16 protein-coding genes are annotated in these 20,554 nt (G+C 62.0%); 10 read left to right on the forward strand and 6 right to left on the reverse strand.

The features are described from left to right. Positions 1-176 precede the first annotated feature (176 nt). Positions 177-2,951, reverse strand: coding sequence for an insulinase family protein (locus AACW18_RS07540; RefSeq protein ID WP_218388250.1), 2,775 nt, complete (start codon positions 2,949-2,951; stop codon positions 177-179). Between the two features lie 161 nt (positions 2,952-3,112). Here AACW18_RS07540 and sixA point away from each other — a divergent pair, with 161 nt between their 5' ends. The 3 genes from sixA to AACW18_RS07555 all read left to right on the forward strand — a co-directional run bounded on the left by sixA (position 3,113) and on the right by AACW18_RS07555 (position 5,042). Then, positions 3,113-3,580 (forward strand): phosphohistidine phosphatase SixA, encoded by a 468-nt coding sequence (gene sixA / locus AACW18_RS07545; protein ID WP_042653657.1) that lies wholly within the window; start codon positions 3,113-3,115, stop codon positions 3,578-3,580. 132 nt (positions 3,581-3,712) lie between these two features. Then, positions 3,713-3,919 (forward strand): DUF1107 domain-containing protein, encoded by a 207-nt coding sequence (locus tag AACW18_RS07550; RefSeq protein WP_042653763.1) that lies wholly within the window; start codon positions 3,713-3,715, stop codon positions 3,917-3,919. Positions 3,920-4,121: 202 nt separating this feature from the next. Next, positions 4,122-5,042, forward strand: a complete 921-nt coding sequence (locus AACW18_RS07555; RefSeq protein ID WP_218292268.1) for a DMT family transporter — start codon at positions 4,122-4,124, stop codon at positions 5,040-5,042. A 50-nt stretch (positions 5,043-5,092) separates the two neighbouring features. Here AACW18_RS07555 and AACW18_RS07560 read toward each other — a convergent pair whose 3' ends face one another. Then, positions 5,093-6,709 carry a peptide ABC transporter substrate-binding protein gene (locus AACW18_RS07560; RefSeq protein WP_218388251.1) on the reverse strand — a complete coding sequence of 539 codons (1,617 nt, stop codon included), beginning with the start codon at positions 6,707-6,709 and terminating at the stop codon, positions 5,093-5,095. Positions 6,710-7,079: 370 nt separating this feature from the next. Between AACW18_RS07560 and fbp the strand changes: the two genes are divergently transcribed. Then, a complete protein-coding gene (gene fbp / locus AACW18_RS07565) occupies positions 7,080-8,114 on the forward strand; it encodes a class 1 fructose-bisphosphatase (protein WP_042653660.1) in 1,035 nt (344 codons plus the stop codon). 66 nt (positions 8,115-8,180) lie between these two features. Here the strand turns inward: fbp and mfd are convergent, their stop codons facing one another. Together mfd and AACW18_RS07575 are read right to left on the reverse strand one after the other, a co-directional pair. Beyond that, positions 8,181-11,624: a transcription-repair coupling factor gene (mfd, locus tag AACW18_RS07570; protein ID WP_218388367.1), complete on the reverse strand. Its 3,444-nt coding sequence runs from the start codon at positions 11,622-11,624 to the stop codon at positions 8,181-8,183. A 40-nt stretch (positions 11,625-11,664) separates the two neighbouring features. Beyond that, positions 11,665-12,240, reverse strand: a complete 576-nt coding sequence (locus tag AACW18_RS07575; protein ID WP_218388252.1) for a PilZ domain-containing protein — start codon at positions 12,238-12,240, stop codon at positions 11,665-11,667. Between the two features lie 76 nt (positions 12,241-12,316). Between AACW18_RS07575 and AACW18_RS07580 the strand changes: the two genes are divergently transcribed. From AACW18_RS07580 to lolE, 3 genes are read left to right on the forward strand one after another with little or no spacing between them, the layout of a single operon-like run. Next, positions 12,317-13,552, forward strand: a complete 1,236-nt coding sequence (locus AACW18_RS07580; RefSeq protein ID WP_218388253.1) for a lipoprotein-releasing ABC transporter permease subunit — start codon at positions 12,317-12,319, stop codon at positions 13,550-13,552. 40 nt (positions 13,553-13,592) lie between these two features. After that, the gene (gene lolD, locus AACW18_RS07585) at positions 13,593-14,306 is read left to right on the forward strand and encodes a lipoprotein-releasing ABC transporter ATP-binding protein LolD (RefSeq protein ID WP_218292271.1); all 714 of its coding nucleotides are present in this window, start codon (positions 13,593-13,595) and stop codon (positions 14,304-14,306) included. Next, positions 14,306-15,547, forward strand: a complete 1,242-nt coding sequence (gene lolE, locus AACW18_RS07590) for a lipoprotein-releasing ABC transporter permease subunit LolE (protein ID WP_218388254.1) — start codon at positions 14,306-14,308, stop codon at positions 15,545-15,547. Before lolD ends, lolE begins: the two co-directional genes overlap by 1 nt. A 77-nt stretch (positions 15,548-15,624) precedes the next feature. On the opposite strand, the gene yfbR is transcribed toward lolE, so the two are convergent. Next, on the reverse strand, positions 15,625-16,215 hold the full coding sequence (gene yfbR, locus AACW18_RS07595) for a 5'-deoxynucleotidase (protein WP_042653666.1): 591 nt from the start codon (positions 16,213-16,215) through the stop codon (positions 15,625-15,627). A 90-nt stretch (positions 16,216-16,305) separates the two neighbouring features. Further along, complete coding sequence (locus tag AACW18_RS07600; RefSeq protein WP_042653667.1) at positions 16,306-16,740, reverse strand: YccF domain-containing protein; 435 nt, start codon at positions 16,738-16,740, stop codon at positions 16,306-16,308. A gap of 429 nt (positions 16,741-17,169) precedes the next feature. On the opposite strand from AACW18_RS07600, the gene tig reads away from it, so the two are divergent. From tig to clpX, 3 genes are all read left to right on the forward strand, one after another. Next, positions 17,170-18,480 (forward strand): trigger factor, encoded by a 1,311-nt coding sequence (gene tig, locus AACW18_RS07605; RefSeq protein ID WP_042653668.1) that lies wholly within the window; start codon positions 17,170-17,172, stop codon positions 18,478-18,480. Positions 18,481-18,566: 86 nt separating this feature from the next. Further along, on the forward strand, positions 18,567-19,190 hold the full coding sequence (clpP, locus tag AACW18_RS07610; RefSeq protein ID WP_033129953.1) for an ATP-dependent Clp endopeptidase proteolytic subunit ClpP: 624 nt from the start codon (positions 18,567-18,569) through the stop codon (positions 19,188-19,190). A gap of 70 nt (positions 19,191-19,260) precedes the next feature. Beyond that, positions 19,261-20,535: an ATP-dependent protease ATP-binding subunit ClpX gene (clpX, locus tag AACW18_RS07615; protein ID WP_042653669.1), complete on the forward strand. Its 1,275-nt coding sequence runs from the start codon at positions 19,261-19,263 to the stop codon at positions 20,533-20,535. The last annotated feature ends 19 nt before the right edge of the window (positions 20,536-20,554 follow it).

Genomic DNA, 20,554 nt, shown 5'->3' on the forward strand with positions numbered 1-20,554 from the left:
TTTCTCAATCACTGTTGGTCTCGGTCGATGAGCTCTGGTTCGCATCACCTGGCCGATCATCAACTCAGTGTCTGATTTTCACGCTCATGTTCACTTTTGGCGGCTCTGTCGCAATTGATATGGTTTTTCCAGCCGACCCTCAGGTCGGCTTTTTATTGCCTGCGATTCGAGGCGGCTCAGGCCTCGAAGGTGCTGGCGGCGAGCCGGAACGCCTTGGGATCGTCGATGAACTGGCCGGTGATCCGCTCGTCATGCTCGTGGCCCTGGCCATAGCTGCAGAGGATCAGTCGATCCGAGGTCCTCGATCTCAGCTGGGTGATGAAGCGCACCAGATCGGCTCGGTTCAGCTTGCCCACCTCCTCGCACACCCTCTCCCGCTGATCGAAGCCGAGATCCTTGTTGCCTATGCTGACCCAGAGCCGCTGGCCCCGGCTGCGCAGGTTGGCGTCCCGCTCGCTGAGCTGGGCCTGCAGGCCCGCCTTGCTGTCCTGCCACTGCTGCTCGGTGAGCTCCAGCATGGCCAGCGGGAAGAGATCGATGAACTCCTCCACCGCATCCAGCAGGATCTGGGGTCCGGCCACCGGCGACTGGATATAGAAGATGAGGCCGGGATGGCGGTTCAAGGGCAGGTTGCCGGCGCCCACCACGTAGCCGAGCTGCTGGCGGGTGCGCAGCTCGTGGAAGAAGGTGGAGGACATGATGTGGTTGGCCAGGGTGAAGCAGGCGAGATCCCGCGCCCTGGTGGTGCGGGACTGATAGTAGACCAGCAGCGCAGAATCTTCGTGCTCGCAACCCTGCTCGCGGATGAGGGTGCCTCTGTCCTGAATGGAGATGAGGGGGCGGCGGGTCTCGGCGCTGGGCTGGCTGCTGACGCCGAGGTGGCGCTCCAGCAGCGCCGCCAGCTCGAGTGCCTCGGCCACGTCCCAATCTCCGTGGATCAGGGTCTCCACATGCACCTCGGCAAACAGCCGGGCGACGAAGTCGGGCATCTCGTCGAGGGTGATGGTGCGCAGGTGGCGCAGCAGTTGCTCGAACGGCGGGTTGTTGGGCTGCAGCAAACTGGTGAGCTGGTTGAAGAGCTGGGAGATGGGCCTCGTCTTGGACTGGTTCTCCCAGTTGCGGATGAGCTGCTCCTTGATCTCGGCGAAGCGGGCCGGATCCGGATAACCCAGGGTGCGGTTGCCGAGGATCATGTCGAGCAGCAGCGGCTGCTTGTCGGCGAAGCCGCTCATATTGATGGTGAAGCCCCCCTGGTGGGCATAGATCTGGTAGCCAAGCCCGGCCAGCTCGGCCGGGTAAGTGAGGGCGTTGAGGTGATCCGTGAGCAGCTCCACCGCGAGCCGGGCCATGGCGATGTGGCGCGGACTCCTGACCGCGTGCTCGCTGTCGATGGAGATATAGAGGTTGCCCTTGGGCACTCCGAACAGGTGCTCGTGCAGGTGCCAGAGCCGAAAACCGGGGCGGTCGATGAGGCAGGCCGGCAGGTCGGCGCAAAGCTCCGGCATGCGGGCATCCAGCCGACTGCTGATAAAGGGGTTGGGCGCGGGCAGGTGCAGCGCGGGATCCGGCTCGCTCTGCTGCCAGCGGATCTTCTCCGCCTCCGGGATGGGGGCGATGCTGTAGGGGGTCTGATACCAGCGGGCGAGGCGATCTGTGCTGACCTCCGGTGCCTGAATCGTCATGCGCAGGTTATGGGGGGTGAGCTTGGCGAGGAAGCGGCGGATCAGCGCCTCATCATATCCACGCATCATGTAGTCGCCGTGGAGCAGATCGTCCGGGGCATAGCTGAACAGGTTCAGCACCAGGCCGGAGACGGTATCCAGTGCCCGGCCCCGCTCCTGGAAGCGGAAGGCCGACTCGAGCACGCTGCGCTTCTCGTCATAGCGCCAGGCCTGCAGGCCGTCACGCTCGATGAGTTTCAGGTAGCCGAACAGGGCGGCGATGATGTCGTCCACCCGCGCTAGCCCGAGCGGGGTGAGCCCGAAGCTGATGCTGAAGTCCTTGAAGTTGGCGCCGCTGATGCCGCCGCCGGCGGCGAGCTGATTGACCCAGCCCCTGGCCTTGAGCAATGAGAGCAGGCTGCCGTCCCCTTCATAGCCGATGAGGTGGCTCAGGAAGGTGAGCGGCTTCTTGTCGTAAAACGCATCCACGTTGGGCAGCGGGAAGGTCAGCGTCAGCTTGCGGCTCTCCTTGACCGGCTTGATCTGAATGCGGATGCCGAGATCATCGAGCCGGTAGAGGGGGGCGGACAGGGTCGGGGTGCCCAGGTTGCGATCCAGGATGGGGCTGAAGAAGCGCTCGCACCAGCCGAGCTGGGTCTCGATGGATTCGGGCGAGATCATCACCAGCGCCATGCGATCCGCGCTGTAGTGCCCTTCGTAGAATGCAATGAGGTCGGAGCGCAGATCCCGGCCGGGCAGATCGGCCAGGGTATCCAGGTTGCCGACCGAGAACTTGGAGAAGGGGTGGGCCGGGTTGACCGTCTCTTTATGCACCTGGTAGCTGCGCCGCACGTCGTCTTGCAGCTTGAGGCGATACTCGGAATCGACCGCGTTGCGCTCCTTGTCGACCCACTCCGGGCTGAAGGTGGGGCAGATGAAGAACTGAGAGAAACGATCGAGCCCGGCTTCGAAGAAGGCGTTGTCGATATCGAAGAAGAAGTTGGTGAACTCGGTGCCGGTCCAGGCGTTGTTGCTGCCCCCGTGGCGGCTCATGAACTGCTGATACTCGCCGGGCTTGGGATAGGTGCGGGTGCCGAGGAACAGCATATGCTCAAGGAAATGGGCCATGCCCTGCCTGTCGGCCGGATCATCGAAGTGACCGGTGTTGACGGCCAGGGAGGCGGCGGACTTGTCGGTGTCGGGATCGCAGATCAACAAGACCCTGAGCCGATTTGCCAGCTCCAGATAGTGATACCGCCGATGGTCATTAGGACTGGCATGTGGGCTCATGTGGGCTGACTCGCGGTGAATTTATTTGAATTTAAAGATGATTATCGACCTCGCTATCTCACGAGGCAAACCCTTTTCTGAGAGGTAGCGCAATTGTTTCCCCCTGCATGGCGGGGTAAGATCCCCCCGCTATCTAAACAGGCCCGTTGGGCGAGGTTGTAATGAAAATCTACATCATGCGTCACGGCCAGGCTGGCATGAATGCGAAAACGGATGAACAGCGTCCACTGACCGAGCAGGGCATCGAAGAGTCCATTCACATGGCCCGCTGGTTGGCGCCCCAGCTGGCGGGAACGCTGGGCTTGGTGGTCCACAGCAACTACCTGCGAGCCAGACAAACCTGGCAGGCCATCGCCCCCGAATTGCCCGACGCGCAAGAGGTGGAAGAGAGCGGCGAGATCACGCCCTATGGCGATCCGGCGCTGGTCGCGAGCTATCTGGCCGCATTGGCGACACAGCATGAGAGCATCCTGATGGTCAGCCACCTGCCGCTGGTGGGTTATCTGGTGCAGAGCCTCTGCCCGGCGGCCGGTGCGCCCATGTTTGCCACCTCGGGCATGGCCTGTATTGAGTGGCAAGATGGTAAGGGGGTATTGCTCTGGCTTGAAGGACCACATACAATACGCTAAAAGTTAATAAAAAGTTACTAATTGGTTTTTTGGGATGAGATAGGCGATTTTTCCGGTTTTTTATACAAAATTAACGGAATTATTTCGCAGAAGCTGCTGTCATACGGATACAACTGCAAGAGGTTGCAAACGATGAGAGTGTTCAAGAAGTATCTGCCGCTGATGGTGGCAAAGCATGTCAAAACCTTCTTCAAGGGGCGGATCTATATCCACGGCAGGGGGCGCTTCGATTTCCAGTCCGGCTTGTTGATGATGCCCTCGCCAGCGGACATTCCCCACCGCCAGACGGTGCTCGAGGTCAATGAGCTGATCTCGAGACTGCACATGGATGCGGCTTGATCATCGCACCCTGATGGTCGTCCTCCCCATGCCCGCCGCCGTGCGGGCATGATTGTTTTTGGCCCTGCCGCCTCGATTTTGGTTCTGTTTGATTCCCTTTTTGCAGACCCTGCCGGGCTGCCCCGTTGCCGCACTTGCTAATCCTGTTTGCCTCTTTATACTCCCGCCTAAAATACCCACCCCCCTCTTTCTGGATATAGCAATGCCCCTTGCCTTTCTGTTTCCTTTCTCCTGCATGGCCATCTGGGCCGGTAACGGTATCGTCAGCAAGCTGGCGGTGGGGGTGCTCTCGCCGGCGGCGCTGGCCTGGTCGCGCTGGATGGTCGCGGCCATTGTCCTGACTCCCTTCCTCGCCCGTCGGGCCTGGCGGGTGCGGGCCAAACTGCGGGCCGGTTTTTGCCAGCTGGCCATGCTGGCCCTGCTCGGCATGGTGCTGAACCAGACGTTCGGCTACTACGCGGCCCAGACCCTGGGAGCCACCGAGATCGGTCTGATGATGGGGCTGACCCCGCTGATGACGGTGTTGCTCAGCATCTGGCTGCTGCGCGAGCGGCCCACCTGGGGGGCCCTGCTCGGCGGCGTCATCTCCATCCTGGGGCTGGCCGTCTTGCTGGGGCAGGGGGATCCGACCCGGCTGCTCACGCAGGGCATCCACATCGGCTCCGTCTACATGCTGCTGTCGGCGGCGACCTATGCGCTCTACAGCGTGCTGCTCAAGCGCTGGGATCTGGGGCTAGACAACTGGTCCATGCTCTACGGCCAGGTGCTGTGCAGCCTGCTGTTCCTCACCCCCTTCTACCTGCTGGTGGATGGACAATGGCCCGATCGCAGTGCACTCTGGCTCATCCTCTATGCGGGGATCCCGACCTCGGCCCTCTCGCCCTGGTTGTGGATGCAGGGGATAGCGCTGCTGGGCGCCAGCCGTACCGCCATCTTCATGAACCTGTTGCCGGTGATGACGGCAGCCTTGGCCATCAGTTGGCTGGGGGAGGAGCTGACCAGCTACCACCTGATCGGCGGCGGCATGACCCTGCTGGGGGTGCTGCTGGCACAACTGTTGGTCAAGCCCGTGGTCGTGCGGCGACGGGCCAGGCTCGCGATGGCCAGCTGTCAGGAAGATTGAACGAAAAGACCGCCTCAGAGGCGGTCTTTTCGTTTACGGGGTCTAGGGCGTTACTGCGCAGTGAGATAGAGGTCCTTCGAATAGACCAGATCCTGCGGGTTGTGGTAGGGATAGCCCTTGACGAAGGGCTTGAGCAGCCGTGACTTGACGTAGAAGTAGACGGGGGCAATGGGTGCCTCCTCATCGATCAGCACCTCGGCCTGTTGATAGAGCCGGTTGCGTTCGGCCGGATCCTTGGAGTCGTGGGCCTTGGCCAGCAGGGCGTCGTACTGCTTGTTGGACCACTTGCCGCTGTTGGCGCTGCTGCTGGAGGTCATGATGTCGAGGAAGGTGGAGGCATCGTTGTAATCCCCGTTCCACGAGTAGCGGCTGACCCCGAAATCCCCCTCGTTGAGGGCCGACACCATGGTCTTCCACTCCATGTTGCTGAGCTCGGCCTTGACCCCCAGGTTGTGCTTCCACATGGAGGAGATGGCCAGCGCTATCTTCTTGTGCCCCTCGTTGGTGTTGTAGAGGATGTCCACATCCAGCGGATTCTGCGGGCCATAGCCTGCCTCGGCCAGCAGTGCCTTGGCCTGGGTGAGCCGTGCCTCCTTGCTCATCTGCTCGCTGGGCGGACGCTTGAGCTCGAAACCATCCACGCTGGGAGGGGTCAGGCTGAAGGCCGAGATCTGGCCCTGGCCCAGGATCTTCCCGGTGATGGTGTCCCGGTCGATGGCCAGGGAGAGCGCCTTGCGCACCCTGACGTCGTCGAAGGGTTTGCGCTGGGTGTTGAACACATAGTAATAGGTGGCAAGCGAGGGGGCATTGATCAGCTCATCAGGGCTCTGGCTCTTGAGCTGCTGGTACTGCTCCAGCGGATAGGTGGTGTAGTGCAGCTCGCTCGAGCGATAGCGGTTGTAGGCCGCCGTCTCAGAGACGATTTCCAGGTAGATCACCTTGTTCAGCACCGTATGGGCATTGTCCCAGTAGTGGGTATTGCGCTCGGCGATCAGGCGCTCGTTCGGGGTCCACTCCTTGAGTGCGAAGGCGCCGTTGGAGACGATGTTGCCCGGCTTGACCCACTCATGGCCAAACTTCTCGATGACCGCCTTGGGCGCCGGGAAGGTGGTGTAGTGGGTCAGGGTCTTCAAGAAGAAGGGGACAGGGTTTTTCAGGGTGATCTGCAGGGTGTGGGCATCGATCGCCTTGATGCCGAGCGCCTCTGGTGCCTGTTTGCCCTGGATGACGTCACCGGCGTTGACCACGCCGGTCAGCTCGATGAACCAGGCGTAGTTGGAGGCATTCTTGGGGTTGGCCGCCCGCTGCCAGCCATAGACGTAATCGGCCGCGGTGACCGGCTCGCCGTTGGACCACTTGGCCTCGGGTCTGAGCTTGAAGGTGTAGACGGTGCCGGTGCTGTCGAGCTCGTAACTGAGCGCGCCCGCGGCTCGCAGCTTGCCGTTGCTGTCCAGACTATAGAGTCCCTCGAACAGATCGTTGACGATGTCGCTGCCCGCGCTCTCTTCTGCCATCTGGGGATCGATGGAGGAGGGCTCGGTGCCGATGTTGCGCACGAAGGTTTGTTGGTCGCTGGGCAACAGCTTGGTGCCATCAGGCACCTGGGCGGCCAGGGCGGGGAGGGCGAGCAGGGTGGCAACCGTGCCGGCAATGAGAGTCCTTTTCATTGAATATCCTTATGTTTTTTTGCTTCCAAAGCCAAACCAATATGCTGGATTGGCGACGAGATCTCAAGGGGGGCTCAGGCCGCTTTTCAGGCATTGGAGCGGATGGGGGCCGGGTATGGGAGAGGGGTGAAGATGAATAATTGTCACGAATTAACATGAAGAAAGAGGCCGATTGAAACCTGTTTTTCAGCGTTCCATCGCGTTTTTACGGGACAAACTGGTGATTTATACGCCGGCTTAATTCGCTGCAAAAACAAAAAACAGGCGTTACATTAGGTTACAAAATAACGCAGCCGAGGATCGGCACTTTTTTTGCCGATGCTTGCAAACGTTTTCAAAGGCCAACGGAAACGCTCCTAAAGGAACAAGAATGCGAAACATGATCACCATGGGCGAGTTCATCGTCAAAAAACAGGCGGACTACCCTACCGCGACCGGTGAGCTGACTTCACTGCTCAGCTCCATTCGTCTGGCTGCCAAGGTGGTGAACCGGGAGATCAACAAGGCGGGCCTGGCGGACATCATCGGCTCCATGGGGGCCGAAAACGTGCAGGGCGAGGTGCAGCAGAAGCTGGACGTCTATGCCAACGAGCGCTTCAAGGCGGCGCTGGAGGCCCGCGGCGAGGTGTGCGGCATGGCGTCCGAGGAGGAGGAGGACTTCGTCTCCTTCGATTCCGAGCTCTCCCGCCACTCCAAATACATAGTGCTGATCGATCCCCTCGACGGCTCCTCCAACATCGACGTCAACGTCTCGGTCGGTACCATCTTCTCCATCTACCGCCGGGTCAGCAAGCCGGGCGCCGGCGTGACCCTGGAAGACTTCCTGCAGCCGGGCAACCGCCAGGTCGCCGCCGGTTACGTGGTGTACGGCTCCTCCACCATGCTTGTCTACACCACCGGCTTCGGGGTCAACGGCTTCACCTACGATCCCTCCATCGGCTGTTTCTGCCTCTCTCACGAGAACATCCGCATCCCCGAGGAAGGCAAGATCTACTCCATCAACGAGGGCAACTACATCAAGTTCCCGGACGGGGTGAAGAAGTACCTGAAGTATTGCCAGGAGCGGGACGAGGCGACCCACAGGCCCTACACCTCCCGCTACATCGGCTCCCTGGTGTCGGATTTCCACCGCAACCTGCTCAAGGGCGGCATCTACATCTATCCGTCCGGCACCAACTCTCCGAACGGCAAGCTGCGCCTGCTCTACGAGTGCAACCCCATGGCCTTCCTGGTCGAGCAGGCCGGTGGCAAGGCCTCCGACGGCTTCGGTCGCATCATGGATGTCCAGCCCGTCGCGCTGCACCAGCGCACCCCCTATTTCGTCGGCTCCACCAAGATGGTGGAGCGGGCCGAGGCCTTCATGCGGGAGTTCTCCGCCCACGAGGATCCGGCCAGCCAGGGCTGATGCCTGCGCCAGCCGCATAAAAACGGGAGCCGATATGGCTCCCGTTTTGTTGTGTGCTCACCGTGATCAGAGGCTGTGGTTGGCGAGATCCGTCAGCAGGCTGTCCACCAGCTTCAGGCGCATGGCCCTGTCCTGGTTTGGCACCTGGAAGCGCAAGCGGGTCGGCCCGTCCATCTTGTAGATGCGCGGCTGCTCGGAGAGCAGCTTGACCAGATAGCCGGGGTTGACCCTGGTGTCCTGGTTGAAGTCGAGATAACCGCCGCGCTCGCTCATCTCCACCCGGCGGATGCCGAGCGTCGTGGCACGCTGGCGGAAGGCCGCAATTTCCATGAGTGTCTTGGTCGGCTCCGGCAGCAGGCCGAAGCGGTCGATCAGCTCCACCTTCAGCTCGCGCAGCTCCTGCTCGTCGGCGGCGCTGGCGATGCGCTTGTACATGGAGAGCCGCATGTTGACGTCCGGGATGTAGTCGTCCGGCAACAGGGCCGGCAGGCGCAGCTCCACCTCGGTGTGCTGGCTCATCAGCTGCTCGAGGGACGGCTCCTTGCCGTTTTTCAGCGCCTCGACCGCCTGCTCCAGCAGCTCCATGTAGAGGGTGAAGCCAATCGACTCGATCTGGCCGCTCTGATCGTCGCCGAGCAGCTCGCCCGCGCCGCGGATCTCCAGATCGTGGGTCGCCAGCGCGAAGCCGGCACCGAGATCCTCGAGGGAGGCGATGGCCTCCAGCCGCTTGATGGCGTCCTTGGTCATCAGCTTGGGGTGGGGGGTGAGCAAATAGGCATAGGCCTGGTGATGGGAGCGGCCGACCCGGCCCCGCAGCTGGTGCAGCTGGGCCAGCCCCAGATGATCGGCGCGGTCCATGATGATGGTGTTGGCGCTCGGCACGTCGATGCCGGTCTCGATGATGGTGGTGCAGACCAGCAGGTTGAAGCGCTGGTGATAGAAGTCCGACATGATGCGTTCGAGGTCGCGCTCGCGCATCTGGCCGTGGGCGATGCCGATGCGCGCCTCCGGCACCAGCTCGGCGAGATCGCCGGCGCACTTCTCGATGCTCTCCACGTCGTTGTGCAGGTAGTAGACCTGACCGCCGCGTTTGAGTTCCCGCAGCACCGCCTCGCGGGTGACCGCCGGCTCCTGTTGGCGCACGAAGGTCTTGATGGCGAGCCGCTTGGCCGGCGGGGTGGCGATGATGGAGAGATCCCGCATGCCGGACATCGCCATGTTGAGGGTGCGCGGGATCGGCGTCGCCGTGAGGGTGAGGATGTCCACGTCGGCCCGCAGCGCCTTGATCTTCTCCTTCTGGCGCACCCCGAATCTGTGTTCCTCGTCGACGACCAGCAGCCCCAGATCCTTGAAGGTGAGCTCGGAGCCCAGCAGCTTGTGGGTGCCGATGATGATGTCCACCTTGCCCTCGCGCAGCTCTTTGAGCACGGCGGTCTGCTCCTTGGCGGAGCGGAAGCGGCTCAGCACCTCGACCCGCACCGGCCAGTTGGCGAAGCGATCGCGGAAGTTGTCGTAGTGTTGCTGGGCCAGCAGGGTGGTGGGCACCAGCACCGCCACCTGCTTGCCGCCGTGCACCGCCACGAAGGCGGCCCGCATCGCCACCTCGGTCTTGCCAAAGCCCACATCGCCACACACCAGCCTGTCCATACTCTTGGCCTGGCACATGTCCCCCAGCACAGCGTTGATGGCGTTGAGCTGATCCTCGGTCTCCTCGAACGGGAAGCCGGCGGCAAACTGACGGTAGGCCTCCTTGTCGTGCTTGAAGGCAAAGCCCTTGCGGGCGGCGCGCAGGGCGTAGACGTCCAGCAGCTCGGCCGCCACGTCGCGGATCTTCTCCGCCGCCTTGCGCCTGGCCTTGGTCCAGGCCTCGCCGCCGAGTTTGTGGCTGGGCGGATTGTCCGACCCGGTATAGCGGCTGATCAGGTGCAAGTTGGTGACCGGCACGAACAGCTTGTCGCCGCCGGCGTATTCCAGGGTCAGGAACTCGGTGGGCAGGCCACCGGCATCCAGGGTCTCGAGCCCGAGATAGCGACCGACCCCGTGATCGAGATGCACCACCGGCTGGCCCTGGGTCAGCTCGCCCAGGTTGCGGATCACCGCATCCGAACTCAGGTTCTTGCTCTTCTCCCGCTGCCGCTTGCTGCGGATCTTGCCGCCAAGCAGCTCGGTCTCGGTGATGAGCGCCAGCTCGTCCTGACCGGGCTCGCGCAGCAGGAAGCCCCGCTCCAGCGGGCTGACCAGCAGGCCGTGGCGCGCCTTGCTCCCTATGAAGGCATCGAGGGAGGCGAACTCCTTGGGCTGCAGTTGGATGCGTGCCAGCAGATCGCCGAGCACCTCGCGCCGCCCCTCGGACTCCACCGCAAACAGGGTGCGGCCCTTGAACTGGTCGAGGAACTGGCCCAGCGCCAGCAGGGGCTGCTCCTTGCTGTGATCCAGCTGCAGGTCTGGCAGGGGAGCCAGGGGCAGATCCCAGTGGCCGGCGCCGCCGTCGGTGGCGGCCTCCTGCAGCCGCACGGCGCCATACTGGCCGAGGGCGGCAAACAGCTGCTCCACCGGCAGATAGATCTGTTGGGGCGGCAGCAAGGGGCGGGTGTTGTCCCAGCGCCTGTCCTCATAGCGCTGGCCGATATCGTTCCAGAAGCGCTGGGCGGCGGGATAGATCTCCCCCACGGTGAGCAGCAGGGTGTTGTCCGGCAGGTAGTCAAACAGGCTGGCGGTCTGCGCGAAGAAGAGCGGCAGATAGTATTCGATGCCGGCGGGCCAGCGCCCCTTGCTCACCTCCTGGTAGACAGATCCCTCGGCGCGCGACAGCTCGAACTGCTCGCGGAACTGGCCCCGGAACAGCTCGATGGCTCCTTCGTCGGTGGGAAACTCCCGGGCGGGCAGCAGGCTGACGCTCTTGACCGGCTCGCTGGAGCGCTGGGTCTCGGGATCGAAGGGGCGGATGGAGTCCACCTCGTCGTCGAAGAAGTCGATGCGATAGGGGCTGTTGCTGCCCATGGGGAAGAGGTCGAGCAGGGAGCCGCGGGCGGCGAATTCGCCGTGCTCCAGCACCTGATCCACCGCCACGTAACCTGCCTCGGCGAGGCGACCCCGCAGCTGTTGCAGGTTGAGGCGCTGACCGGCCTTCACCAGCAGGCTGTACTTGTCGAGATAGACCTGGGGGGCGCAGCGCAGCATCAGGGTGGAGATGGGCACGATCAGCACGCCGCTGTTCATCTGCGGCAGTTTGTAGAGGGTCTCGAGCCGCTGGGAGATGATGTCCTGATGGGGGGAGAAGGTGTCGTAGGGCAGGGTCTCCCAATCCGGGAACATCAGCACGGGATCGTCCAGCAGGAACTGCAGTTCCTGTTCGAGGCGCAGGGCACTCGGGGTATCGGCGGTCACCAGCAGGACGGGACGATTTGCCTCCTGGGTGAGGCGGGCGGCAACCAGCGCCAGGCTGCTGCCGACCAGCTGGCCGAGCGTTATCTTTTGGCCCGCTTTGGCGGGCAAGGCGGGGAGTTTCATTGGCATCGTTCGATTCTTTTAACGTTGACGTTGGCTGTGGTTAGCGCTGACGCTCTTGGGCACGCAGTTTGAGCTGTTTCGATTGCACATGCAGGCTGGCGCGCACCAGCAGTTCCCGGTCATCCTCGCGGATCCGCACATAGTCGAGCACCACGTGCATGCCATGTTCGCTCGGCTCCAGGTGTTTGACCTCGGCATAGCAGTAGACCGCGGAGGCCTCCTCGCGCAGGAAGATCTTGAGGCGCACCAGTTGATGGACCCGCGGCGCCTCGCCATGACCCTGACGTGGGTGCAGGTAGGTGAGCTGACCGGCGCCAAAGCGCAGGGTGTGGAAGCGATGCTCGGGGTGATCCTGCACCGCCAGCACATAGCCCATGATCATGTCGATCTTGCGCGACTGCTGGTTGATGATCTCCACCAGATCGTGCATCGACTCGTTCTGGTTGCGCAGCAGGCGGCTGCTCATCATGTCGATGGAGGTGATGGAGGAGGCGATGCGAAAGGGTTCGGGCAGCTCGGCGTCCAGTGCCTCCAGCGTCGGCAGGTGAAAATCGGCCGGCATGGGGATCACATTGACCGGCGTGGCATGGGTGACGCTGAAGAACTGTTCCTGCATGGAGGCTATCCCTTGTTGTCATAGTCTATTTGCCTTTATTATCCGGTATCTTATTTCGTTGGCAACGTACATATCCTTGAAGACTGGACTTTTTCAGCCACTGTCGCTGGCCATCGGCCTGCGTTATGCAGGCTCACGACGCAGTAACCGCTTCGTTTCATTCATCTCCCTCTTCTCCACCTTCGGCATCGCCATCGGGGTCGCGGCCCTGATGGTGGTCATCTCTGTGATGAACGGTTTCGAGGGGCAGCTCAAGGGCCGTATCCTCGGGGTGATCCCCCATGTGGTGGTGACCAATGCCACCGGCCGGATGGAGGTGGCACCCCCGGGTCTGCCCGATCTGGCCGGGCTGCCCCACGTGGTCGCCCATGCCCCCATGCTCGACAGCGAAGGCATGTTGCAGAGCCCGGGCCAGCTCACCGGCGTCAGCGTGCAGGGCATAGATCCGGCGCAGTGGCCCAAGGATGACATCCTGCACGCCCAGATGCTGGGCGGGCGGCTGGACAGCCTGCAGCGCGGTGAATACCACATAGTGCTGGGGCAGGGGGTGGCCAACCGCCTCAAGGTGTCCATCGGCGACCAGGTGCGTCTCATCCTGACCGAGGGCACCCGCTTCACGCCGTTTGGCCGGGTACCGGCCCAGCGGCTGTTCACCGTCTCCGGCATCTTCGGGGTCGGCGCCGACGTGGACAGCCAGGTGGCGCTGATCGCGCTCGGCGACGCCCAGCGCATGCTGCGCCTGCCCGAAGGCACAGTCGGCGGCATTCGCCTCTGGCTGGATGATCCCTTCGCCGCCGATCAGGTGATCAAGACCCCCTTGCCCGATGGGCTGGAGTGGCAGGATTGGCGCCGCGAGCGCGGCGAGCTGTTCCAGGCGGTGGCCATGGAGAAACGCATGATGGGGCTGATGCTGGTGCTGATCATCGCGGTCGCCACCTTCAACATCCTCTCCGCCCTGGTGATGGTGGTCACCGACAAGGAAGGGGAGGTCGCCATCCTGCGGACCATGGGCATGAGCGAGCCCGGTATCGTCAAGATCTTCATGGTGCTGGGGGCGTCGAGTGGCGTCATAGGCGCGCTGTTTGGCGGCCTGGCGGGGCTTGGCCTCTCCCTGGGGCTCAACCCCCTACTCGATGCGGTGGGGCTCAACCTCTATATGGCCGCCGGCGGCTCTGGCCTGCCGGTGATCGTCGAGCCCGCCCAGGTCGTCACCATCTTGCTGGGCGCCGTGCTGCTCAGCTTCAGCGCCACCCTCTACCCTGCGGCCCGTGCGGCCCGGGTGAAACCGGCCGAGGCGCTGCGTTATGAATAATTCATCTTCTCTTATATTGCATCCCAGTGGAGCCCCTCTTATGAATGAGTCCTTATCACGTAACGCTCAGCCGCGTGAACCTCTGCTGCGTTGCGAGGCACTGAATCATGTCTACAAAGAGGGCCATCTCGAGACTCAGGTGCTCAAGGGGATAGATCTCAGCGTGGCTCCCGGCGAGATGCTGGCGGTGGTGGGCAGCTCGGGTTCGGGCAAGACCACCCTGCTGCACCTGATGGGGGCGCTCGACAACCCCTCCAGCGGCACCGTGCTGTTCAAGGGGCAGGATATCCATCACTGGGACAGTCGCACCCAGGCCAGGTTCCGCAACCAGGAGCTGGGTTTCGTCTATCAGTTCCACCATCTGCTGGCCGAGTTTACCGCGCTGGAGAACACCGCCATGCCGCTGCTGATCGCCGGGGAATCGGTGGCGAGCGCCAGCGACAAGGCGACCCGGATGCTGGGGCGGGTGGGGCTCTCCCATCGCCTCCATCACAGGCCGTCCGAGCTCTCCGGTGGCGAACGCCAACGGGTGGCCATCGCCCGCGCCCTGGTCAACGAGCCGAGCCTGGTGCTGGCGGACGAGCCGACCGGCAACCTGGATCACGCCAGTGCCACTGCGGTGTACGAGCTGCTGTGCGAGTTGAACCGGGAGCTGGGCACCGCCTTCGTGGTGGTGACCCATGACTTGAGCCTCGCCGCCAAGCTGCATCGCCGGGTGACCCTGGTGAGCGGCATCATGGCGGAGGTCGCCTGATGTTCAAACCGCTGCCCCTCTTTCTGGGCCTGCGTTACAGCCGCTCCCGCCGTCGTAACGGTTTTATCGCCTTTATCTCGGCATCCTCCCTCATCGGCATCGCGCTGGGGGTGATGGCCCTCATCCTCGGTCTTTCCGCCATGAACGGGTTCGAGCGCGAGCTCAAGAACCGGGTGCTCTCGGTGGTGCCGCATGGCGAGCTGATCGGCATGGAGGCGCCGCTGCCCGACTGGCCCAGGCTGCGGGATTACCTGCTGGCCCAGCCCGGGATCGAAGCCGCCGCCCCCGTCATCCGTCTCGATGGCCTGCTGGAACACGGCTCCGCCCTCAAGGGGGTGCAGGTGCGCGCCGTGTTGCCCGAGCTCGAGGCCAACCTGTCCGATGCGGGCAAGTACATGACGGGGCGCGGCCTGCGCGAGCTGCAGGCCGGTGGCAACGGGGTTATCCTCGGCAAGACCATCGCCGACAAGCTGGGGGTCGGGATAGGTGACACCGTCGCCCTGTTGCTGCCGCAGGGGGGAGATGCCGCCGGCATCAAGAATCCGAAGCGGGAGGCGCTCAAGGTGGTGGGGCTGCTGGAGATAGGCGGTCAACTCGACGGGCTGCTCGGCTTCATGCACCTCGCCGATGCCCAGGCCATCACCGGCATGGGCAGCGCGGTGGAGGGCTTCAGCCTCAAGGTGAATGACGTGCTCAAGGCGCAGTCCATCACGGTGGCGGCCGCCCAGAAATTTCCGCACTACGTCTACATCAGCAGCTGGATGAGCCGCCAGGGCTACCTCTATCAGGACATCCAGATGGTGCGCACCGTCATGTACGTGGTGATGCTGATGGTGGTGGCGGTGGCCTGCTTCAACATCGTCTCCACCCTGGTGATGGCGGTGAACGAGAAGCGCAGCGAGATCGCCATCCTCAAGACCATGGGGGCGAGCCCGGGCCAGGTCCGGCTCACCTTCGTCATCCAGGGCATGGTGAACGGGGTGGCGGGCGCCCTGCTCGGGGCCCTGCTCGGTGGCCTGCTCTCCAGCAAGCTGACCCAGATCCTGAGCTTCATCGAGGGGGTGATCGGCCATCGTTTCCTCAACCCGGACATCTACTTCATCGACTTCCTGCCGACCGAGCTGCACCTGCAGGATTTGGTGATAGTCACCAGCGCCGCCATCCTGATGAGTCTGCTGGCGACCCTCTATCCCGCTTGGCGGGCGAGTGGCCTGGTGCCGTCCCGCGAGTTGGGACACTGATCGTCGCCGGATGCGAAGATAAAGAAGAAGGGCCCGTTACGGGCCCTTCGCTTTTTCTGGTGGCGGCGATGGCAGGCTCAGTGGGCGTTGAGCTCATCCAATGGCAGCGAGAAGCTGGCCACGAACACGTCGATGAAGTAGCGCATCGCCGGGTTCATGCGGGCGGCCAGCATCTGCTCGAGCCGCTTCCTGGCCGGCTCGAACTCCCGGTTGCCGGCATTGATCTCTTCCAGGCACTTGGTATAGGCGCAGAGGGTGTCGGCATCCTTCACCAGCCGGCTGAGCTCGCCATCCTGGGCGCCGGAGTCGAGCAGGGGGCGAAAATCTTCCATCAGCTCGGGGGGCAGCATCCCCAGCAGGCGCTGCTCGGCCGCCAGCTCTATCTTCTTGTATTCACGGGCTATCTCGGGGTTGAAATACTTGACCGGGGTCGGCAGATCGCCGGTCAGCACCTCGCTGCTGTCGTGGTAGAGCGCCATCACCGCGGCCAGGTTGGCATCGACCCTGCCATCAAACAGGCGATTCTGGATGACCCCGAGGGCGTGGGCCACCATGGCGACCTGCAGGCTGTGCTCGGCGATGTTTTCCGGCTGTATGTTGCGCATCAGCGGCCAGCGATAGATGAGTCGCATGCGGGCGAGGTTGGCGAAGAAGTGGCTGGGGAGCATGAATGACCTCGAACGGGGGCAATGAAAAAGGGCAGACCCTAGTCTGCCCTTTTTTTACCTCGCAGGCATAGCCCGTTGCCGCATTCTTGGTTAGCGAATGTAGCGACCGGATTCGGCCTCGTGATTGGTCACCACCATCTGACCGATGGGGGCCAGCGCGATCAAGGCGAGCTTGAGGTGCTGGATGCCGAACGGGATGCCGATGATGGTCACGAAGCAGGCCAGTGCCGAGGCGATATGGCCGATGGCCAGCCAGACCCCGATCACCAGGAACCAGAGGATGTTGCCGATAAGGCCCAGCACGCCGGAGCCGATGTCGCTCTGGCCGGTCATGCTCTTGCGGCTCACCGCCTGCTTGCCAAACGGGAAGAAGGTGAAGGTGCCGATGACGAAGCAGGAACGCCCCCAGGGGATCCCTATCAGGGAGACGAAGCAGAGCAGCCCGGCCAGCCACCAGGCCAGCCCCATGACGACGCCCCCCAGTACAAACCAGAGCAGGTTAAACAAGAAGCGGAAAAAGGACATGTGGGTCACTCCAGACTCATAAATTGGTTGTCACCATAGCGAGCGGCGTCGAGGGACGCAATGGCTGATGCGAGAAGGTGGACAATTTGGGTCGCAGCCGCCCTCGGCGGGGCCGTTTTGCGGGCCACAGGGGTGGAAAAAGGGAGGGTTGGTGCGTAAAAAGGTGAGCGAGTGCAAATTATTGCTAACCTGGCGCTTGAACTGGGGCCAGGGCTTCCCCATATAAGGGGCAGACATGCGCAAATTGTGCCGTCTGTGCCCCGGATGGGGGATGTGCGGCTCGACGCGACCAATGTGCGCCGCTATAATGTCGCGTCATATTTTCTCATCACAAAGACAGTCGTTGTCTTTATAAACAGGAAGACTCCGGGTTTTACCCAGGGGTAATAAAGGGTCAGCACACAGTGCTGAGTTGAACGAGGTAAAAGAATGCAAGTTTCTGTAGAGACAACCCAGGGTCTGGAACGCCGTCTTACCATCACTGTACCGGCTGCTACCGTTGACGCTGCCGTGCGTAAAGAATTGAATGGCCTGGCCAAGACTCGTCGCATCGACGGTTTCCGTCCTGGCAAGGCTCCGGTTGCCATCATCAAGAAGATGTTCGGCGCCATGGCCCATGCCCGCGTTGCCGATGAAATGATGCAGAACAACTTCATCAAGGCCATCATCGAAAACAAACTGAGCCCGGCCGGCGCGCCGACCATGGATCCGAAAGAGATCAAGGAAGGCCAGGATTTCGAGTTCACCGCCACTTTCGAAGTGTACCCGGAGTTTGAAGTTGCAGGCCTCGAGACCATCAAGGTCGAGAAGCCGGTTGCGACCGTCAAGGATGAAGATCTGGCCAACATGATCGACACCCTGCGCAAGCAGCACGCGACCTGGACCGATGTTGACGCCGCTGCCGCCAAGGGCATGCGTGTCACTCTGGACTTCGTCGGTTCCATCGACGGTGAAGAGTTCGACGGCGGCAAGGCCGAAGGTTTCACCCTGGAGCTGGGCGCTGGCCGTATGATCCCGGGCTTCGAAGATGCCATCCTGGGCAAGAAAGCGGGCGACGAGTTCACCATCGAGGTGACTTTCCCGGCTGACTACCACGCCGAAAACCTCAAAGGCAAGGCGGCCAAGTTTGCCTCCAAGCTGAACAAGGTTGAAGAGCAGGTGCTGCCCGAGCTGACCGAAGAGTTCGTCAAGCGTTTTGGCATCGAGAGCGGTAACGTTGAAGAGCTGAAAGCCGAAGTGCGCAAGAACATGGAGCGCGAACTGGCCCAGGCCCTGAAAAACAGCGTGAAAGAGCAAGTGCTGAACGGCCTGGTTGAAGCCAACCAGATCGATCTGCCGAAGGCTGCCGTTGCCCAGGAAATCGACACCCTGCGTCAGCAGGCGCTGCAGCGCTTCGGTGGCTTCCAGGGCGGCAACGCTCCCGAGCTGCCGGCCGAGCTGTTCCAGGCCCAGGCCGAGCGTCGCGTCCGCGTTGGTCTGCTGCTGGGTGATGTCATCCGCACCAACGAGATCAAGGCTGACGATGCCCGTGTGACCAGCATCATCGAGTCCATGGCCACCGCCTACGAAGATCCGAAGGAAGTGATCGAGTACTACCAGAAGAACGAGCAGATGCTGAATGGCGTCCGCAATCTGGCGGTTGAAGATCAAGCCATCGACCTGATCCTGTCCAAGGCGCAAGTGACCGAGAAAGAAGTGGCCTTCGACGAAGTGATCAACAAGTCCGGTGCCGCTGCCTAAGAACATTTGACTTAAGGTCAAAACTGTTAAGTATAATGGCTCGTGTGATCTCCACTCGGGCCATTTTATTTTAGGGACAATGCCTTATGTACAAGAACTATAACGATGTGACTGAATCCCCACGCAATGCGCTCATCCCTATGGTGGTCGAGCAGACGGCGAAAGGGGAGCGTTCTTATGACATCTATTCCCGCCTGCTGAAAGAGCGGGTCATCTTCCTGACGGGTCAGGTTGAGGATCACATGGCGAACCTGGTGGTGGCTCAGCTGCTGTTCCTGGAGTCCGAGAACCCGGATCAGGACATCAGCATCTACATCAACTCGCCGGGTGGTGCCGTCACTGCGGGTATGTCCATCTATGACACCATGCAGTTCATCAAGCCGGACGTCAGCACCGTCTGTATGGGGCAGGCCTGCTCCATGGGCGCCTTCCTGCTGGCCGGTGGCGCCAAGGGCAAGCGCTTCTGCCTGCCCAATGCGCGCGTGATGATCCACCAGCCGCTGGGCGGCTTCCAGGGCCAGGCATCTGACATCCAGATCCATGCCCAGGAGATCCTGAAGATCAAGAATACCCTGAACGAGCGTCTGGCCTTCCACACCGGCCAGGACATGGCCACCGTCGAGCGCGACACCGATCGTGACAACTTCATGTCGGCCGAGCAGGCCGTGGCCTATGGTCTGGTCGACGGCATCCTGAGCCAGCGCGGCTGAGCAGGGTATCCCGTCCTGTTGTAAACTCAACAGGACGATCCATCCTCTATTGATAGAACGAGGTTGCTGAATGACAGAGAAACGCAAGGGTGAGGGCGACAAGCTGCTTTATTGCTCTTTCTGCGGCAAAAGTCAGCATGAAGTGCGTAAGCTGATCGCTGGCCCTTCCGTCTACGTATGTGATGAGTGTGTCGAGCTGTGCAACGACATCATCCGCGAAGAGATCCGCGAGATCTCTCCCAAGCGCGATGGTAGCGAGCTGCCGACCCCTCATGAAATTCGTGCGCACCTGGATGACTATGTGATCGGCCAGGAGTACGCCAAGAAGGTGTTGGCCGTGGCCGTTTACAACCACTACAAGCGTCTGCGCAGCGGCAGCGAAGCCGGCGGTGTGGAGCTTGGCAAGTCCAACATCCTGCTGATTGGCCCGACCGGTAGCGGCAAGACCCTGCTGGCCGAAACGCTCGCCCGCCTGCTGGATGTACCCTTCACCATGGCCGACGCCACCACCCTGACCGAAGCCGGTTATGTGGGCGAAGACGTGGAGAACATCATCCAGAAGCTGCTGCAAAAGTGCGACTACGACGTAGAGAAGGCCCAGCGTGGCATCGTCTACATCGACGAGATCGACAAGATCTCCCGCAAGTCGGACAACCCCTCCATCACCCGCGACGTGTCCGGGGAAGGGGTGCAGCAGGCGTTGCTCAAGCTGATCGAAGGCACCATAGCTTCCGTCCCGCCGCAAGGTGGTCGCAAGCATCCGCAGCAGGAGTTCTTGCAGGTTGATACCTCCAAGATCCTCTTCATCTGCGGTGGCGCCTTTGCCGGCCTGGACAAGGTGATCGAGCAGCGTTCCGTCAAGGGCACCGGCATCGGTTTTGGCGCTGACGTCAAATCCAAGAACGCCAAGGCGACCTTAAGCGAGAACTTTGCCAAGGTGGAGCCGGAGGATCTGATCAAGTACGGTTTGATCCCCGAGTTCATCGGTCGTCTGCCGGTGGTCGCGACCCTCACCGAGCTGGACGAGGCTGCCCTCATCCAGATCCTGAAAGAGCCGAAAAACGCGCTGACCAAGCAGTACGCCGCGCTGTTCGCCCTGGAAGAGGTGGAGCTGGAGTTCCGTGACGACGCCCTGAACGCCATTGCGCGCAAGGCGATGGAGCGTAAAACCGGTGCCCGTGGTCTGAGATCCATCGTTGAAGCCGTGTTGCTCGACACCATGTATGACCTGCCGTCCCTGGAAGGGGTCAGCAAGGTGGTGATCGACGAGACGGTGATCAAAGGGGACTCCGCGCCTCTGATGATCTACGACAATCCCGAGACTCAGGCCGCCGCCTCAGAGTAACTGGCTGATTTTTAATCAC

Origin of the sequence: Aeromonas sp. sia0103 (genome assembly GCF_963895295.1) — a bacterium.
In the GTDB taxonomy this organism is placed as follows: domain Bacteria; phylum Pseudomonadota; class Gammaproteobacteria; order Enterobacterales; family Aeromonadaceae; genus Aeromonas; species Aeromonas encheleia.

Coding starts and splice junctions, on each gene's coding strand:
- AACW18_RS07540 (WP_218388250.1), bottom strand. CDS start 2,951: ATGAGCCCACATGCCAGTCCTAATGACCATCGGCGGTATCACTATCTG.
- sixA (WP_042653657.1), top strand. CDS start 3,113: ATGAAAATCTACATCATGCGTCACGGCCAGGCTGGCATGAATGCGAAA.
- AACW18_RS07550 (WP_042653763.1), top strand. CDS start 3,713: ATGAGAGTGTTCAAGAAGTATCTGCCGCTGATGGTGGCAAAGCATGTC.
- AACW18_RS07555 (WP_218292268.1), top strand. CDS start 4,122: ATGCCCCTTGCCTTTCTGTTTCCTTTCTCCTGCATGGCCATCTGGGCC.
- AACW18_RS07560 (WP_218388251.1), bottom strand. CDS start 6,709: ATGAAAAGGACTCTCATTGCCGGCACGGTTGCCACCCTGCTCGCCCTC.
- fbp (WP_042653660.1), top strand. CDS start 7,080: ATGCGAAACATGATCACCATGGGCGAGTTCATCGTCAAAAAACAGGCG.
- mfd (WP_218388367.1), bottom strand. CDS start 11,624: ATGAAACTCCCCGCCTTGCCCGCCAAAGCGGGCCAAAAGATAACGCTC.
- AACW18_RS07575 (WP_218388252.1), bottom strand. CDS start 12,240: ATGCAGGAACAGTTCTTCAGCGTCACCCATGCCACGCCGGTCAATGTG.
- lolD (WP_218292271.1), top strand. CDS start 13,593: ATGAATGAGTCCTTATCACGTAACGCTCAGCCGCGTGAACCTCTGCTG.
- lolE (WP_218388254.1), top strand. CDS start 14,306: ATGTTCAAACCGCTGCCCCTCTTTCTGGGCCTGCGTTACAGCCGCTCC.
- yfbR (WP_042653666.1), bottom strand. CDS start 16,215: ATGCTCCCCAGCCACTTCTTCGCCAACCTCGCCCGCATGCGACTCATC.
- AACW18_RS07600 (WP_042653667.1), bottom strand. CDS start 16,740: ATGTCCTTTTTCCGCTTCTTGTTTAACCTGCTCTGGTTTGTACTGGGG.
- tig (WP_042653668.1), top strand. CDS start 17,170: ATGCAAGTTTCTGTAGAGACAACCCAGGGTCTGGAACGCCGTCTTACC.
- clpP (WP_033129953.1), top strand. CDS start 18,567: ATGTACAAGAACTATAACGATGTGACTGAATCCCCACGCAATGCGCTC.
- clpX (WP_042653669.1), top strand. CDS start 19,261: ATGACAGAGAAACGCAAGGGTGAGGGCGACAAGCTGCTTTATTGCTCT.